Genomic DNA, 14,043 nt, shown 5'->3' with positions numbered 1-14,043 from the left:
TACTAAGCACGAAAGTTTTTAAGGATTGAGGAGCTCTCTACGTTGAGCACCCGTTCGTGATGAGCACTCTCGAACCTGACCCAGGGATGATGACCGGATTCCTGGCTGATACATCAACTTTAAAAGGCTGGACAAAAACTCCAGCATATGCGGAAATGGTTCCCCGCCTTACTCCTCCTGTCAATTGCCGTACTGTTCCTCGGCGTTTACGTTGGCTCCGTCAAGCTGAGTCCTTCCGATGTCACCAGCTCGATAATTTATGGGCTGAAAACGAGCTTCCTGGGTGAGCACCCGGGGAAAAAGCCGAGGTACTTCATTATCGTCTGGGAGTTCCGCCTGCCTAGGGTTTTGCTGGCTTATCTCGTTGGCCTCTCCCTGGCGAGTGCAGGTGTGGCAAGCCAGGCCCTCTTCAAGAACCCAATGGCCGATCCCTACATCATCGGAATAAGCGGGGGCGCAAGCATCGGCGCGGCTTTGGGCCTCATATACTTCCCCGATCACGTTTCATTGCTTTCTTTTGCCTTCGCCATCCTCTCCGTTTATATCGTTTACACAGTTGCCAAGGTGGACGGCAGGATACCCGTTGATACGCTCCTACTCTCGGGGGTTGCCTTTGGCTTTATGGCTGGGGCCATAACATCGTATCTCGTATTAACCCTCGGGCCAAGGGCTCACCTGACCTACATGTGGCTCATGGGGAGCTTTAACGGTGCGGACTGGGAGAAAGTCAGAAACGTGTTTCTCGCTTCCCTCTTTGGCCTCAGCTTTCTTCTCTGGAAATGGAAGGAGCTGAATCTTCTTCTCCTTGGAGAGGAGGGTCTTGCCCTCGGGCTGGACGTTGATACCTTCCGCAAGTTTGTTGTGATAGTAATAGCCGTTATGAGTGCCGTTTCCGTGGCATCGGCAGGGATCATAGGTTTCGTGGGCCTTATCGGTCCCCACATTGCCAGAATCCTCGTTGGGCCCAATCACAAAAGGTTGACACTGAACGCGGCCCTCCTCGGTGGAATTTTGATGGTATTGGCTGACTTGCTCGCCAGAACGATCGCCAGACCAACGGAGATTCCCGTGGGCATTGTCACGGCGATGATGGGCGGGCCGTTCTTCCTTTATCTCCTCCGAAAGCACAAGAGGGGGGAGGCCCTTACATGATCCTCCGGGTGAACGTTTCCTTCTCGTACGGGAAGAGGAAGGTCCTCAAGGGAGTCTCCTTTGAAGCCCGCAGGGGTAGTTTGCTCGCCATAATAGGACCCAACGGGGCCGGTAAGAGCACGCTACTCAAGTGCATCGCTGGAATCCTAAGGCCTGATGGTAAGGTTGAACTCGATGGTGTTGATCTGCTCCACATGAACCCGAGGGAGCGGGCTAGGTTTGTCTCCTACGTGCCTCAGGCATCGGTTCCGGAGTTCAACTTCACCATCGAGGAGTTCGTGGAAATGGGCACGTACTTTACGGAAGGCAGTGTTAGAAATGCCCTCAGGAAGGTGGGTCTCTGGGACAGGAGAAAGGACTCCGTGCTTTCACTTTCAGGGGGAGAATACCAGCTTGTACTACTGGCCAGGGCACTGGCTCAGGGGGGAAGGGTCATACTCTTAGACGAGCCGACGAGCCATCTTGACGTAAACCACGCCCTCAGGATAATGGAGCTCTTAAGGGAACTCAGGGAGGAGAAAGTTGTGATCGCGGTTCTTCACGATCTCAACCTAGCTCTCAGGTATGCCAACGAGCTTCTGATTCTTAAGGGCGGTGAGAAAGTCTGGGAGGGTAGCGTCGGAGCCCTTTCGCCCAAAATTCTTGAGGAAGTCTACGGGGTTAAAGTTGAATTTGTTCGGGGCCGTTTTGGAACAGCTGTGTTGTCCTCTCTGTGAGCTACCAAACCTTTAAATTCATGGCGAGAAGTTAGTTCTGGGGGTGATTATAGTGGAGGAAAAGAAAACCGGGACAACCACCGTTGGTATAAAGGTCAAGGAAGGTGTTGTACTTGCGGCCGATACACAGGCCTCACTCGGCAACATGGTTGAAACCCTCAACATCAGGAAAATACTCCCAATCACGGACAGGATAGCGATAACGACGGCTGGGAGCGTTGGTGATGTCCAGGCTCTGGCGAGAATGCTCGAGGCTCAGGCGAGGTATTATCAGTTCACTTGGGGGAGACCTATGACAACGAGGGCTATGGCGAACCTGCTGAGCAACATACTCAACGAGAACAAGTGGTTCCCTTACATGGTGCAGATCATCATAGGTGGCTACGTGGATAAACCGGAACTGGCGAGCGTTGACGCGCTTGGTGGGCTTGTGTTTGAGAAGTACACTGCCACAGGCTCGGGCAGTCCATTCGCCATTGCGATAATAGAGGACGGCTACCGTGAGGACATGAGCATAGAGGAGGCCAAAGAGCTGGCTGTGAGGGCCGTCAAAACTGCCGGTAAAAGGGATGTGTACACCGGTGAGAGAAAAGTCCAGGTGGTTGTTATCACCAAGGACGGCATGAAGGAGGAGTTCGTTGAGTTCAAGGAGTGATGACCTTGAGGGGGCTTATAATACGGCAGCCCTACGCTGGATGGATAGTTGAGGGTAAAAAGGTCTGGGAGATAAGGAAGTCCCGGACCCGCATAAGGGGTGAGGTACTCATAATAAGCAACGGAAAGGCGATAGGGAAGGCAGAGCTAGTTGATGTCCTCGGCCCCTTCACTCCGGAGGAGCTCGCAGAACATGGGGACAAACATCACGCGAGCCTGGAGTTTCTAAAGGAGTACTCCAACGGAAAGCCTCTCTACGCTTGGGTCTTCAAAAACGCAACGAAGTTCGAAAGACCCTTAGAAGTGAAGCTCAAAAGGGGCGTTCAGGTCTGGGCCAACGTTGAGTTGGGGGAGGAGGATGAGGTATAGGTATCTCTTACCCCCAATAGGCCTTCCCTTCTTTTTCCTGCTTTTTCTCATGTTCGTTGTTTTCTTTACGATATTCTCGGGCATAGTTACAGCTGCTTTTCAGAAACTCGGCATACCTCCGGCCGTTGCCTACACCCTTTTCCTTGCGTCGCTATTTGGGAGTTTCGTTAACATTCCAGTGGCGGAGGAAAGAACATACGTCCCCGTCGTGAAAGTGAGGGAGGTTAGGTTCTTTGGAATTCCTTATCCTGTCCCATACTTTGATCTTGAAGAGCAGAAGATGATAATCGCTATTAACGTCGGGGGTGCGCTGGTTCCCCTTAGTATCGTCCTCTACGAGGTTTTGAGATTGGCCTCCATTGGAAGGGTGGATGTGCTCATCAACATGGGGATAGCTGTGGGTATAGCGTCGCTCTTCAGTTACGCCGTTTCCAAGCCTGTCCGGGGTGTGGGCGTAGCCATACCGAGCTTTGTGCCCCCGATCATAGCCGTTATCCTGGCCCTTCTCTTTGGAGGTGACCACAAGCCCATAATAGCCTACGCCAGCGGTACCTTGGGGGTTCTCATTGGAGCCGATCTGATGAACTGGGGCAAGCTCAAATATCTCGGGGCTCCCATGGTCAGCATCGGTGGAGCAGGAACCTTCGACGGAATCTTCCTCGCGGGGATAATTGCCGTTCTTCTGGTATAACGGTGGGTTTATAAGGCTCCGCTTCGACAGAAAACCGTCAAAGGAGGTGGCGCTCATGTTCGTTATCGGGAGCGGTGGGAAACACCTCGAAGACGAGCTCAGGGAACTCGGCGGAGAGGTCATTGAGATCGAGCTCAGGAAATTCCCCGACGGGGAGAAGTACGTCCGAGTCCTCGGTTTCGGGAGAGAGGCTACCGTCATCAGCTCGACATTCGCTCCCCAAGATGAGAAAATCCTTGAGCTACTCCTCATTGGGGATGCGCTCAGGGAGAAAGGCTTTGAAAAGCTCCGCGCGGTGGTTCCGTACTTTGCTTACAGCAGGCAGGATCGAGTTACGAAGGAAGGCGAGCCTATAAGCGTTAGGGCAGTGATGAGGGCCCTCGGCCTCTACTACGATGAACTTTACATCTTTGATCTCCATAATCCGGAAACGATAAAGTACTTTCCGGGCAAGGGGATAAACGTCTCCCCCGCACGGATCATAGCTGACTACTTCCGCGAGAAGCTCGGTGAAGGAATAGTTTTGGCTCCGGACAGGGGTGCTCTTGGGAGGGCTCGGGCCGTTGCAATGGAGCTTGGCCTCGAGTACAGCCACTTTGAGAAAAGGCGCATCTCCCCAACCGAGGTTGAGATTAGACCAGTAGATATAGACGTCAGGGGCAAGAACGTACTCATAGTCGATGACATAATAAGTACCGGGGGAACCATGGTAAAGGCTGCCCGCATACTCAGGAAGCTTGGCGCGGAGAAGATCTTCGTCGGTGTTACCCATGGGGTCTTTGCTGAGGGGGCTGTCGAAAGGGTGAGTAAAGCAGTCGATGAGCTCGCGGTTACTAATACAATACCTACTCCCGTTTCGAAGATAAGCATTGTTCCCGAGATACTTCGTCTCTGAGGCAGGTTGCAAAAATTTTGACATTTTTATGTTCAAATTTGTCCATTTTTGTTCTCCTTTTTGACGGATTCTTTTTCAAAAATATCCGCGCTCGAGGCTTTTGCAAAAATTTTGTATCGGTGGAGTTCCACCCTATTGGGTGGAGCCCCCGAAGAGGGGGCGAAACACCCGGGCGCCAAGACGGCGGCGTCGGGGGGAACGGGTGCAAAGCACCCAAAGATGAACCCCGCCCTCCAGCCCGGGTCACAAAAAGGTGCGCTCCCGAGGAAACGCCGAAAGGCGGACCCCTCGGGGGTAAGGCAGGCCCGACATCCCGACCAAACCCCGGACGGGAATTTTGGTACTTCCCCGCAGAGGGAAGTCCCACCGGCCGTACTCCTTGCTCAATTCCGGTTGATCCTGCCGGAGGCCACTGCTATGGGGGTCCGACTAAGCCATGCGAGTCATGGGGCGCGCTCTGCGCGCACCGGCGGACGGCTCAGTAACACGTCGGTAACCTACCCTCGGGAGGGGGATAACCCCGGGAAACTGGGGCTAATCCCCCATAGGCCTGAGGTACTGGAAGGTCCTCAGGCCGAAAGGGGCATCTGCCCGCCCGAGGATGGGCCGGCGGCCGATTAGGTAGTTGGTGGGGTAACGGCCCACCAAGCCGAAGATCGGTACGGGCCATGAGAGTGGGAGCCCGGAGATGGACACTGAGACACGGGTCCAGGCCCTACGGGGCGCAGCAGGCGCGAAACCTCCGCAATGCGGGCAACCGCGACGGGGGGACCCCCAGTGCCGTGGCACAGCCACGGCTTTTCCGGAGTGTAAAAAGCTCCGGGAATAAGGGCTGGGCAAGGCCGGTGGCAGCCGCCGCGGTAATACCGGCGGCCCAAGTGGTGGCCGCTATTATTGGGCCTAAAGCGTCCGTAGCCGGGCCCGTAAGTCCCTGGCGAAATCCCACGGCTCAACCGTGGGGCTTGCTGGGGATACTGCGGGCCTTGGGACCGGGAGAGGCCGGGGGTACCCCTGGGGTAGGGGTGAAATCCTGTAATCCCAGGGGGACCGCCAGTGGCGAAGGCGCCCGGCTGGAACGGGTCCGACGGTGAGGGACGAAGGCCAGGGGAGCGAACCGGATTAGATACCCGGGTAGTCCTGGCTGTAAAGGATGCGGGCTAGGTGTCGGGCGAGCTTCGAGCTCGCCCGGTGCCGAAGGGAAGCCGTTAAGCCCGCCGCCTGGGGAGTACGGCCGCAAGGCTGAAACTTAAAGGAATTGGCGGGGGAGCACTACAAGGGGTGGAGCGTGCGGTTTAATTGGATTCAACGCCGGGAACCTCACCGGGGGCGACGGCAGGATGAAGGCCAGGCTGAAGGTCTTGCCGGACGCGCCGAGAGGAGGTGCATGGCCGCCGTCAGCTCGTACCGTGAGGCGTCCACTTAAGTGTGGTAACGAGCGAGACCCGCGCCCCCAGTTGCCAGTCCTCCCCGCTGGGGAGGAGGCACTCTGGGGGGACCGCCGGCGATAAGCCGGAGGAAGGAGCGGGCGACGGTAGGTCAGTATGCCCCGAAACCCCCGGGCTACACGCGCGCTACAATGGGCGGGACAATGGGATCCGACCCCGAAAGGGGAAGGGAATCCCCTAAACCCGCCCTCAGTTCGGATCGCGGGCTGCAACTCGCCCGCGTGAAGCTGGAATCCCTAGTACCCGCGTGTCATCATCGCGCGGCGAATACGTCCCTGCTCCTTGCACACACCGCCCGTCACTCCACCCGAGCGGGGTCCGGGTGAGGCCTGGTCTCCCTTCGGGGAGGCCGGGTCGAGCCTGGGCTCCGTGAGGGGGGAGAAGTCGTAACAAGGTAGCCGTAGGGGAACCTACGGCTCGATCACCTCCTATCGCCGGAAACCCGTCCGGGGGGTTTAAGGGATGTCGGGCCTGCCTTCAGTGGGCCGGTAGCTCAGCCTGGGAGAGCGCCGGCTTTGCAAGCCGGAGGCCCCGGGTTCGAATCCCGGCCGGTCCACCACGAAGAGGTGCACATCCCGAGCCCAGCTCGGGGTGGAAGGGCCTGAGACTCCGAACAGGGGTCACGATGAGGGCCGTGCATAGGCGAGCTGGTCCAGAAAACGCCCCGCCCGGTGGCAACTAAGCCGCCTGGTGGATGGCTCGGCTCGGGGCGCCGACGAAGGGCGTGGCAAGCTGCGATAAGCCCCGGCGAGGCGCAGGCAGCCGTCGAACCGGGGATGCCCGAATGGGACCTCCCGCGGCTTTTGCCGCACTCCCAGTCGGGAGGGGGAACGCGGGGAATTGAAACATCTTAGTACCCGCAGGAAAAGAAAGCAAAAGCGATGCCGTGAGTAGGGGCGACCGAAAGCGGCACAGGGCAAACTGAACCCCGGGCCGAAAGGTTCGGGGGATGTGGTGTTGTAGGGCCCCCGAAGGAGCCCTGGGGGCGAAGCCGAAGTCCGCTGGAACGCGGCGCCGTAGAGGGTGAAAGCCCCGTAGGCGTAAGCCCCCGAGCTCCTGGGGTGTCCCTGAGTACCGTCGGTCGGATATCCGGCGGGAAGCTGGGAGGCATCGGCTCCCAACCCTAAATACGTCCCGAGACCGATAGCGAACTAGTACCGTGAGGGAAAGCTGAAAAGCACCCCTGGCGGGGGGTGAAAAGAGCCTGAAACCAGGCGGCGATAGGAGGGTGCGGCCCGAAAGGGTTGACCCTCCCCGAAGGAAACCCTGGCGACAGGGGAGTACGAGGGGAGGTGACCGGGGTTGCACCGTCCGTCTTGGATCACGGGGCAGGGAGTTCACCCGAGCGGCGAGGTTAAGGGGGTCAGCCCCGAAGCCGCAGGGAAACCGACAGGTCCGCAGCCCGTAAGGGCGAGGGACGGGGTGTGAAAGCGCCCGGAGTCGCTCGGGTGAGACCCGAAGCCGGTCGATCTAGCCCGGGGCAGGGTGAAGTCCCTCAACAGAGGGATGGAGGCCCGATAGGGGTGCTGACGTGCAATTCGCTCCCGTGACCCCGGGCTAGGGGTGAAAGGCCAATCGAGGCCGGCGATAGCTGGTTCCCGCCGAATTATCCCCCAGGATAGCCCGGCCGGAGGTAGGCGGTGGGGTAGAGCACTGATTGGGGGTTTAGGGGGAGAAATCCCCCGGCCCCCTGTCAAACTCCGAACCCACCGCCGCCGTAGATGGCCGGAGTAGGGGGGCGGTGTAAGCCGTCACCCGAGAGGGGAACAACCCAGACCGGGGTTAAGGCCCCAAAGTGCCGGCTAAGTGTTACTCCAAAGGGTGTCCCTGGCCTTAGACAGCGGGGAGGTAGGCTTAGAAGCAGCCATCCTTTAAAGAGTGCGTAACAGCTCACCCGTCGAGGTCAGGGGCCCCGAAAATGGACGGGGCTTAAGCCGGCCGCCGAGACCCCGGCGCACGGACCGATTGGTCCGTGATCGGGTAGGCGGGCGTGCCGATGGGGTGGAAGCCGGGCCGTAAGGTCCGGTGGACCCGTCGGTATTGCGGATCCTGCCGGGAGTAGCAGCATAGCCGGGTGAGAATCCCGGCCGCCGTAGGGGCCAGGGTTCCACGGCAATGTTCGTCAGCCGTGGGTTAGTCGGTCCTAACCCGACCCGTAACTCGGCGTCGGGGAAAGGGAAACGGGTTTATATTCCCGTACCGCGGTGGTAGGCGCGGCAACGCAAGCCCGAGGGGTGACGCCTCGGGGTAGGCGGACCGGCCCACAAGGCCGGCTAAGCGTATAAGTCCGGGGAGTGCCGTAATGGCGAGAACCGGATGAAAGCGCGAATGGCCTCCCGTAAGGGGGGTTCCGCCGATCCCTGGGGCCCGTGAAAAGCCCCTCGGGAACGATCCACCGCGACCGTACCGAGAACCGACACAGGTGCCCCTGGGTGAGAAGCCTAAGGCGTGTCGGGGGAAACCCAGCCGAGGGAACTCGGCAAATTGGCCCCGTAACTTCGGGAGAAGGGGTGCCTGCGGGTGCGTAACCCGCAGGTCGCAGTGACTAGGGGGGCCCGACTGTTTAGTAAAAACACAGGTCCCAGCTAGCCCGAAAGGGTTTGTACTGGGGCCGACGCCTGCCCAGTGCCGGTATGTGAAGCCCGGGTACAACCGGGTGAAGCACCGGTAAACGGCGGGGGTAACTATAACCCTCTTAAGGTAGCGAAATTCCTTGTCGGTTAAATGCCGACCTGCATGAATGGCGTAACGAGGTCCCCACTGTCCCCGGCTGGGGCCCGGCGAAACCTCTGCCAGGCGCATATGCCTGGGACCCCCGGTGGGAAGCGAAGACCCCATGGAGCTTTACTGCAGCCTGCCGTTGCCGTACGGCGGGGGGTGCGCAGCGTAGGCGGGAGGCGTCGAAGCCCGCCCTCCGGGGCGGGTGGAGCCGTCCATGAGACACCGCCCACCCTCTGCCGTACGGCTAACCCCCGGAAGGGGGGACAGCGGTAGGTGGGCAGTTTGGCTGGGGCGGCACACCCTCGAAAAGGTATCGAGGGTGCCCTAAGGTCGGCTCAGGCGGGTCAGGAATCCGCCGTAGAGTGCAAGGGCAAAAGCCGGCCTGACTGGACCCGTAACAGAGGCGGGTCCAGCCGCGAAAGCGTGGCCTAGCGAACCCCTGTGCCTCCCCGGTGGGGGCCAGGGATGACAGAAAAGCTACCCTGGGGATAACAGAGTCGTCTCGGGCGAGAGCCCATATCGACCCCGAGGCTTGCTACCTCGCTGTCGGCTCTTCCCATCCTGGCCCTGCAGCAGGGGCCAAGGGTGGGGGTGTTCACCCATTAAAGGGGAACGTGAGCTGGGTTTAGACCGTCGTGAGACAGGTCGGATGCTATCTACCGGGGGTGCTGGCCGCCTGAGGGGAAGGCTCCCCCAGTACGAGAGGAACAGGGAGCCGCGGCCTCTGGTCTACCGGTTGTCCTACAGGGCATAGCCGGGCAGCTACGCCGCGTCCGATAAGGCCTGAAAGCATCTAAGGCCGAAGCGGTCCCCGAAAATAGGCGGCCATTCCTGGGCGTTTGGGCCTGGGCGACCGGTCCGTTGCCCAGGACGAGGGCTCGGGAAGAAGACCCGTTTGATGGGGCGGGGGTGTAAGCGGGAAGGGAAACCGACCCGTTCAGCCTGCCGCTCCCAACAGCCCGAGTGCCCCGGGCGGGGCGTCTGAGAGACCAGCTCGCCTATGCACGGCCCTCATCATGACTTAACTTAACTCTTCTGCAAGTTTCAACCCGCAAAAATTAAAATTCTCCGTGATACATTTTCCTGGTGAGTTTCATGAGACTGCTCGTTCTCGATTTGGACGGCACCCTCTGGGACCATGAGGACTCTTCTGCCTTAGTTCCGCCTTACGAGTTCAGCGGTGATTGTTTAACAGACTCCCTTGGCCAAGAGCTCTGCCTCTTCCTTGGCGTCCGCGAGTTCCTCGAATGGGCAAGCGAAAGGTTTGTTCTAAGCATTGCGAGCTGGAACATCGAGGAGAGGGTAAGGCCGATTCTCGAGGGCTTTGGTCTATGGGACTACTTTGTCTTCCCGAAAATTGAGGGCCATCCTGACAAGGGTGACATGATTCGGAGAACCATTGAAGAGCTTCGTTCAATCGGCTATGATATCGACGACATCATCTACATTGACGACAGGGCCATTCACATCGATGGTGTCAAAATGGCCGTTCCTGGCGTTGACTTCATCCACATGTGGGTAGATGTAAAGAGTTTTGAGGAGCTTAGACAACTACTCCAAAAGCTGGGGTGATAGCATGGAGTTGCTCATCGTGAAGGATAGGCGCATAGACTACGACGGCTCCGCGATAGGGAGCCACTGGGCCTACAGGAACTTCGGAATCCTTGGAAACTCGCTCGTCGTCTTCCGCGGAAAGTGCGACGTCAAGGTCGAGGAAATGATTGACATAGAGGACCTCCGCGCGAGCAAGGAAATCAGGAGCGACGACATGGTGCACTACATAATCGAGGTCTTCGACTTGGTCAACACGCTCTTCGCCTCAACTCTGCAAAAGCTCTTCATAGCGAGGCTCTGCGAGGTTCTCGGCGAGTACGGAGTGAAGACCGTTAGAAAGGGAGACGACATCTACGTGAACGGGAGAAAGCTCAGCATCTCGATAGCAACGGTTTCCCCAGTGAGCGTCAAAATCCACATCGGGATAAACGTCGAGGCCAAGGGCATTCCCGAGGGAGTGGAGGCAATCGGACTGAAAGAGCTCAGAATCACCGAGGTTGAGGAGTTCATGGAAAGAACCGGAAGGGCCCTCGTTGAGGAGTTCAAAAAGGTGAAAAAGGACAGCCTGAAGGTCAGGTGGGCTCAGTAGAGGAGGAACAGCAGGCTTCCCACCAGCGGAACGGCCAAGTTGTCGTCCACCCAGGGCTGGTACTCCGCTAGCATTAGTGTTGTCGCCCACGCCAGTTTTCCAACAACACCCCCCTCAAGGAGGTAAAGCCCTATCGCTATGGCCGTTATCAGGTAGGCCAAGCTCCCTGTCCAGTGCTTCTTGAGCTTCACGTTGAACCCGTTTTTCTTGAAGTAGTAGTGCCTTACAACTCCAGTAACGCCGTCGCTGATCGCCATAGCCAACAGCAGGGCCGTTGCGTACTCTCTGGGAAACAACAGAACGACTGCCGAGGCCGAGAATGAAAAGAACACCTCGCCGTAGTTGTGCTTTATCTGGTACCAAGACAGCTCATGTCTCTTGAGGTGGGGCCAAAGCTGAACGACGCCGAAGATAAAGGCGGAAACGCCAAAAACTTCAACTGGGATTTTTCCGTAGTAGAACATCAAAATCGCCGGAACGATGCTGAAGTGAATTATCTTCCTGTTTATCCACGCCCATTCAGGTCCGAGCTTTCTGGTTACTGCTATGGCTATGATTATGAAGCCAGCGGCGAGACAGGTATACGGGAACCATTCCAGCATGGATTTCACCGAGGGTGAATAAAGAATGAACAAGTAAAAATCTTTCGGTGAAAGCTAAAAGGATCTTCGACGTTAGACGTTTCCACCGAACACTCCCCTCACACTCTGGAGTGCGCTGATAAAATCTCCCGCATGAACCACGATGTACCAGTCGTCCGTTCTCGTCAGTTCTCCCCTCGACTTTCCAACCAGCTCGCCGTAGAGGCCCCGAATTCTGACCCTCGGTTCAGTCGTCGAGAGCTTGAGGGTGACCTCAACGGGCGTTCCGTTCTCCCAGACGATTCCGACCTTAAGGCCGGCCTTAGTTTCCTTCCTCTTCCTCAAGCCGAGCTTGAGGTAGCGGAGTCTCTCCTCGGGGACGCCGTTTTCTTCCGCCTTCTCCATGAGGTACTCCTCCGTCAGGGTTAAGCCGTGAAGTCCCAGCGAGTAGCCGAAAAGGGGAATCCCGAGGTCCTTCCTCGTTCTCCCCTTGTAGGCGTAGACCTCAATCCTTCCCCTCGAACCCTTTGAGGCCGTGTAGAATCCTTTGTTCTCTCCTTTAAACTCCTCCAGCTCTGAAAGGAGCGCATCGTAGGCTGAGAAGGGCAGTGAGAAGCTCGCCCACGTTCCCCAAATCCTTGGTGGGACTGATAGGAACCCGAGCTCCTCGAGGTGGTACTCCAGGGGCTTCGGTCTTATCATCAGGAAGTCCTTCTCTGTAACCTCGAACTCGATGAGGACCCTCTCCTCGGGAATCACCGCGAACTTATCTTTCATTTCAACATCTTTGGCCTTCAACAGTCTACCGCGCCTCAGCTTTCGCCCTTCCATCGAGCTTGAAACCACAGGAACGGGAGTTTTCCTCCCTGTTTCCTTGTCGTAAGGCACCTTAAAGCCCGCCTTCAACAGCTCCTCCTGAATTTCCAGCGACGCCGGGAAGAATACGTTCATTCTCCTCAGTTCAAACTCCATAGCGTTCACCTTTTACATTGTTCGGTAGTTTTTACTTTTTGCACTTATAAATGTTTCTCTCGAAAAGTTGTTCAACTGGAGGCTAACCTTAAAAGCCCTTTCGAGGAGCTAAGCGCGGTGGTGAGAATGGTTCACTGGGCTGACTACATGGCCGAAAAGATAATCCGCGAAAGGGGCGACAAGGAGGAGTACGTGGTCGAGAGCGGAATAACCCCGAGCGGTTACGTTCACATAGGCAACTTCAGGGAGTTCTTCACGGCCTACATAGTGGGCCACGCCCTGAGGGACAGGGGAAAGAAGGTCAGGCACATCCACATGTGGGACGACTACGACCGCTTTAGAAAGGTGCCCAAGAACGTCCCGCAGGAGTGGAGGGAGCACCTCACGAAGCCCGTCCGCGAGGTTCCCGACCCCTGGGGCTGTCACGACAGCTACGCGGAGCACTTTATAGAGAAGTTCGAGGAGGAAGTGAAAAGGCTCGGAATCGAGGCCGACTTCCTCTACGCGAGCGAGCTGTACAAGTCCGGCGAGTATGCCAACGAGATAAGGCTCGCCCTCGAAAAGCGCGACGATATTAAGGCCGTTCTCGACAAGTACCGTGAGAGGGCCAAGCAACCGCCCCTCGAGGACGACTGGCAGCCGGTCATGATCTACTGTCCGAAGTGCAGAAAAGAGGCGAAGTTCGTCTCGTGGGACGGCGGGTGGAAGGTTAAATACCGCTGTGAGCACTGCGGGAGCGAAGGCGAGACCGACATAAGGGAGGGCAACGTTAAGCTCCGCTGGCGTGTCGACTGGCCGATGCGCTGGGCGCACTTCAGGGTAGACTTCGAGCCTGCCGGCAAAGACCATCTCGCCGCGGGCAGCTCCTACGATACAGGAAAGGAGATTTCGGAGAAGGTCTTCGGCTGGAAGGCCCCGATGACCCTCATGTACGAGTTCGTCGGAATCAAGGGACAGAAGGGCAAGATGAGTGGCTCAAAGGGCAACGTTATCCTCCTCAGCGACCTCTACGAGGTTCTCGAGCCGGGAATAATCCGCTTCATCTATGCCAAGGCGAGGCCCAACAAGGAACTCAAGATAGACCTCGGTCTCGGCCTGCTCAACCTCTACGACGAGTTCGACAAGGTCGAGAGGATTTACTTCGGCCTTGAGCATGCAAAGAACCCCGAGGAGGAAGAGGAACTCAAGAGAACCTACGAGCTGTCGATGCCGAAGGTTCCGGAGAGGCTTATCGCTCAGGCGCCCTTCAGGTTTTTGGTCACGCTCGTCCAGATGCCTCACCTCGACGAGGAGGGAATAATCAGGGTTCTCAAGGAGCAGGGCCACGTTCCCGAGAACCTGAGCGAAGAGGACATTGAGAGAATAAGGCTCCGCATCAGGCTCGCCAAGAACTGGGTCGAGAAGTATGCCCCTGAGAACGTCAAGTTCAGCCTGCTTGAGGAGGTGCCAGAGCTCGAACTCAGGCCAGAAATCAGGGAGGCGATGAGAGAGCTGGCGGACTGGATTGAGGCCAATGCCTTCACCGTTGATGAGCTCAACAACGCAATCTTCGACGTCGCCAAGAAGCGCGGAATCCCGAGCAAGGAGTGGTTCAAAGCGCTCTACAACCTCTTCATAGGAAAGGACCGCGGGCCGAGGCTGGCCCCGTTCTTAGCTTCCCTTGATAAGGAGTTCGTGGTCAAAAGGCTCCGCCTGGAGGCCTGA

General features: G+C 57.6%; 11 protein-coding genes, 1 tRNA gene and 2 rRNA genes. 12 read left to right on the top strand and 2 right to left on the bottom strand.

Annotated features, from left to right (window positions below; all coding sequences use genetic code 11):
• Positions 1-147: 147 nt before the first annotated feature.
• The 11 genes from TGAM_RS10440 to TGAM_RS10390 all read left to right on the top strand — a co-directional run bounded on the left by TGAM_RS10440 (position 148) and on the right by TGAM_RS10390 (position 10,786).
• Positions 148-1,152 carry a FecCD family ABC transporter permease gene (locus tag TGAM_RS10440; protein WP_015859659.1) on the top strand — a complete coding sequence of 335 codons (1,005 nt, stop codon included), beginning with the start codon at positions 148-150 and terminating at the stop codon, positions 1,150-1,152.
• Positions 1,149-1,868: an ABC transporter ATP-binding protein gene (locus tag TGAM_RS10435; RefSeq protein WP_015859658.1), complete on the top strand. Its 720-nt coding sequence runs from the start codon at positions 1,149-1,151 to the stop codon at positions 1,866-1,868. The genes TGAM_RS10440 and TGAM_RS10435 overlap by 4 nt, the downstream gene beginning before the upstream one ends.
• 52 nt (positions 1,869-1,920) lie before the next feature.
• The gene (gene psmB / locus TGAM_RS10430) at positions 1,921-2,523 is read left to right on the top strand and encodes an archaeal proteasome endopeptidase complex subunit beta (RefSeq protein WP_015859657.1); all 603 of its coding nucleotides are present in this window, start codon (positions 1,921-1,923) and stop codon (positions 2,521-2,523) included.
• A 5-nt stretch (positions 2,524-2,528) separates the two neighbouring features.
• Positions 2,529-2,891 carry an ASCH domain-containing protein gene (locus tag TGAM_RS10425; RefSeq protein ID WP_015859656.1) on the top strand — a complete coding sequence of 121 codons (363 nt, stop codon included), beginning with the start codon at positions 2,529-2,531 and terminating at the stop codon, positions 2,889-2,891.
• Positions 2,881-3,582 carry a DUF1614 domain-containing protein gene (locus TGAM_RS10420; RefSeq protein WP_015859655.1) on the top strand — a complete coding sequence of 234 codons (702 nt, stop codon included), beginning with the start codon at positions 2,881-2,883 and terminating at the stop codon, positions 3,580-3,582. The genes TGAM_RS10425 and TGAM_RS10420 overlap by 11 nt, the downstream gene beginning before the upstream one ends.
• Positions 3,583-3,637: 55 nt before the next feature.
• Entirely contained in the window at positions 3,638-4,477 is an 840-nt protein-coding gene (locus TGAM_RS10415; protein ID WP_015859654.1) for a ribose-phosphate diphosphokinase, read from the top strand.
• Between the two features lie 386 nt (positions 4,478-4,863).
• A 16S ribosomal RNA gene (locus tag TGAM_RS10410) occupies positions 4,864-6,352 on the top strand.
• Positions 6,353-6,404: 52 nt separating this feature from the next.
• Positions 6,405-6,481 (top strand) — tRNA-Ala (locus tag TGAM_RS10405).
• A 107-nt stretch (positions 6,482-6,588) separates the two neighbouring features.
• Positions 6,589-9,618: ribosomal RNA gene (locus TGAM_RS10400) — 23S ribosomal RNA — on the top strand.
• Together the 16S and 23S rRNA genes with 1 tRNA gene alongside form the textbook arrangement of a ribosomal RNA operon.
• A gap of 120 nt (positions 9,619-9,738) precedes the next feature.
• On the top strand, positions 9,739-10,215 hold the full coding sequence (locus TGAM_RS10395; protein WP_015859653.1) for a magnesium-dependent phosphatase-1: 477 nt from the start codon (positions 9,739-9,741) through the stop codon (positions 10,213-10,215).
• 4 nt (positions 10,216-10,219) lie between these two features.
• Positions 10,220-10,786 (top strand): DUF366 family protein, encoded by a 567-nt coding sequence (locus tag TGAM_RS10390; RefSeq protein WP_015859652.1) that lies wholly within the window; start codon positions 10,220-10,222, stop codon positions 10,784-10,786.
• Here TGAM_RS10390 and TGAM_RS10385 read toward each other — a convergent pair.
• Together TGAM_RS10385 and TGAM_RS10380 are read right to left on the bottom strand one after the other, a co-directional pair.
• Positions 10,780-11,388, bottom strand: coding sequence for a diacylglycerol/polyprenol kinase family protein (locus tag TGAM_RS10385; protein ID WP_048811357.1), 609 nt, complete (start codon positions 11,386-11,388; stop codon positions 10,780-10,782). The genes TGAM_RS10390 and TGAM_RS10385 overlap by 7 nt on opposite strands.
• A gap of 72 nt (positions 11,389-11,460) precedes the next feature.
• Positions 11,461-12,339 (bottom strand): hypothetical protein, encoded by an 879-nt coding sequence (locus TGAM_RS10380; RefSeq protein WP_048811356.1) that lies wholly within the window; start codon positions 12,337-12,339, stop codon positions 11,461-11,463.
• 126 nt (positions 12,340-12,465) lie between these two features.
• On the opposite strand from TGAM_RS10380, the gene lysS reads away from it, so the two are divergent.
• Positions 12,466-14,043 carry a lysine--tRNA ligase gene (gene lysS / locus TGAM_RS10375; protein WP_015859649.1) on the top strand — a complete coding sequence of 526 codons (1,578 nt, stop codon included), beginning with the start codon at positions 12,466-12,468 and terminating at the stop codon, positions 14,041-14,043.

Source organism: Thermococcus gammatolerans EJ3, from assembly GCF_000022365.1.
Lineage (GTDB): Archaea > Methanobacteriota_B > Thermococci > Thermococcales > Thermococcaceae > Thermococcus > Thermococcus gammatolerans.
This window is presented reverse-complemented; position numbering and strand designations above follow the sequence as displayed.

Coding starts and splice junctions, on each gene's coding strand:
- TGAM_RS10385 (WP_048811357.1), bottom strand. CDS start 11,388: ATGCTGGAATGGTTCCCGTATACCTGTCTCGCCGCTGGCTTCATAATC.
- TGAM_RS10395 (WP_015859653.1), top strand. CDS start 9,739: ATGAGACTGCTCGTTCTCGATTTGGACGGCACCCTCTGGGACCATGAG.
- TGAM_RS10440 (WP_015859659.1), top strand. CDS start 148: ATGCGGAAATGGTTCCCCGCCTTACTCCTCCTGTCAATTGCCGTACTG.
- TGAM_RS10415 (WP_015859654.1), top strand. CDS start 3,638: ATGTTCGTTATCGGGAGCGGTGGGAAACACCTCGAAGACGAGCTCAGG.
- TGAM_RS10435 (WP_015859658.1), top strand. CDS start 1,149: ATGATCCTCCGGGTGAACGTTTCCTTCTCGTACGGGAAGAGGAAGGTC.
- TGAM_RS10380 (WP_048811356.1), bottom strand. CDS start 12,339: ATGGAGTTTGAACTGAGGAGAATGAACGTATTCTTCCCGGCGTCGCTG.
- TGAM_RS10390 (WP_015859652.1), top strand. CDS start 10,220: ATGGAGTTGCTCATCGTGAAGGATAGGCGCATAGACTACGACGGCTCC.
- lysS (WP_015859649.1), top strand. CDS start 12,466: ATGGTTCACTGGGCTGACTACATGGCCGAAAAGATAATCCGCGAAAGG.
- TGAM_RS10420 (WP_015859655.1), top strand. CDS start 2,881: ATGAGGTATAGGTATCTCTTACCCCCAATAGGCCTTCCCTTCTTTTTC.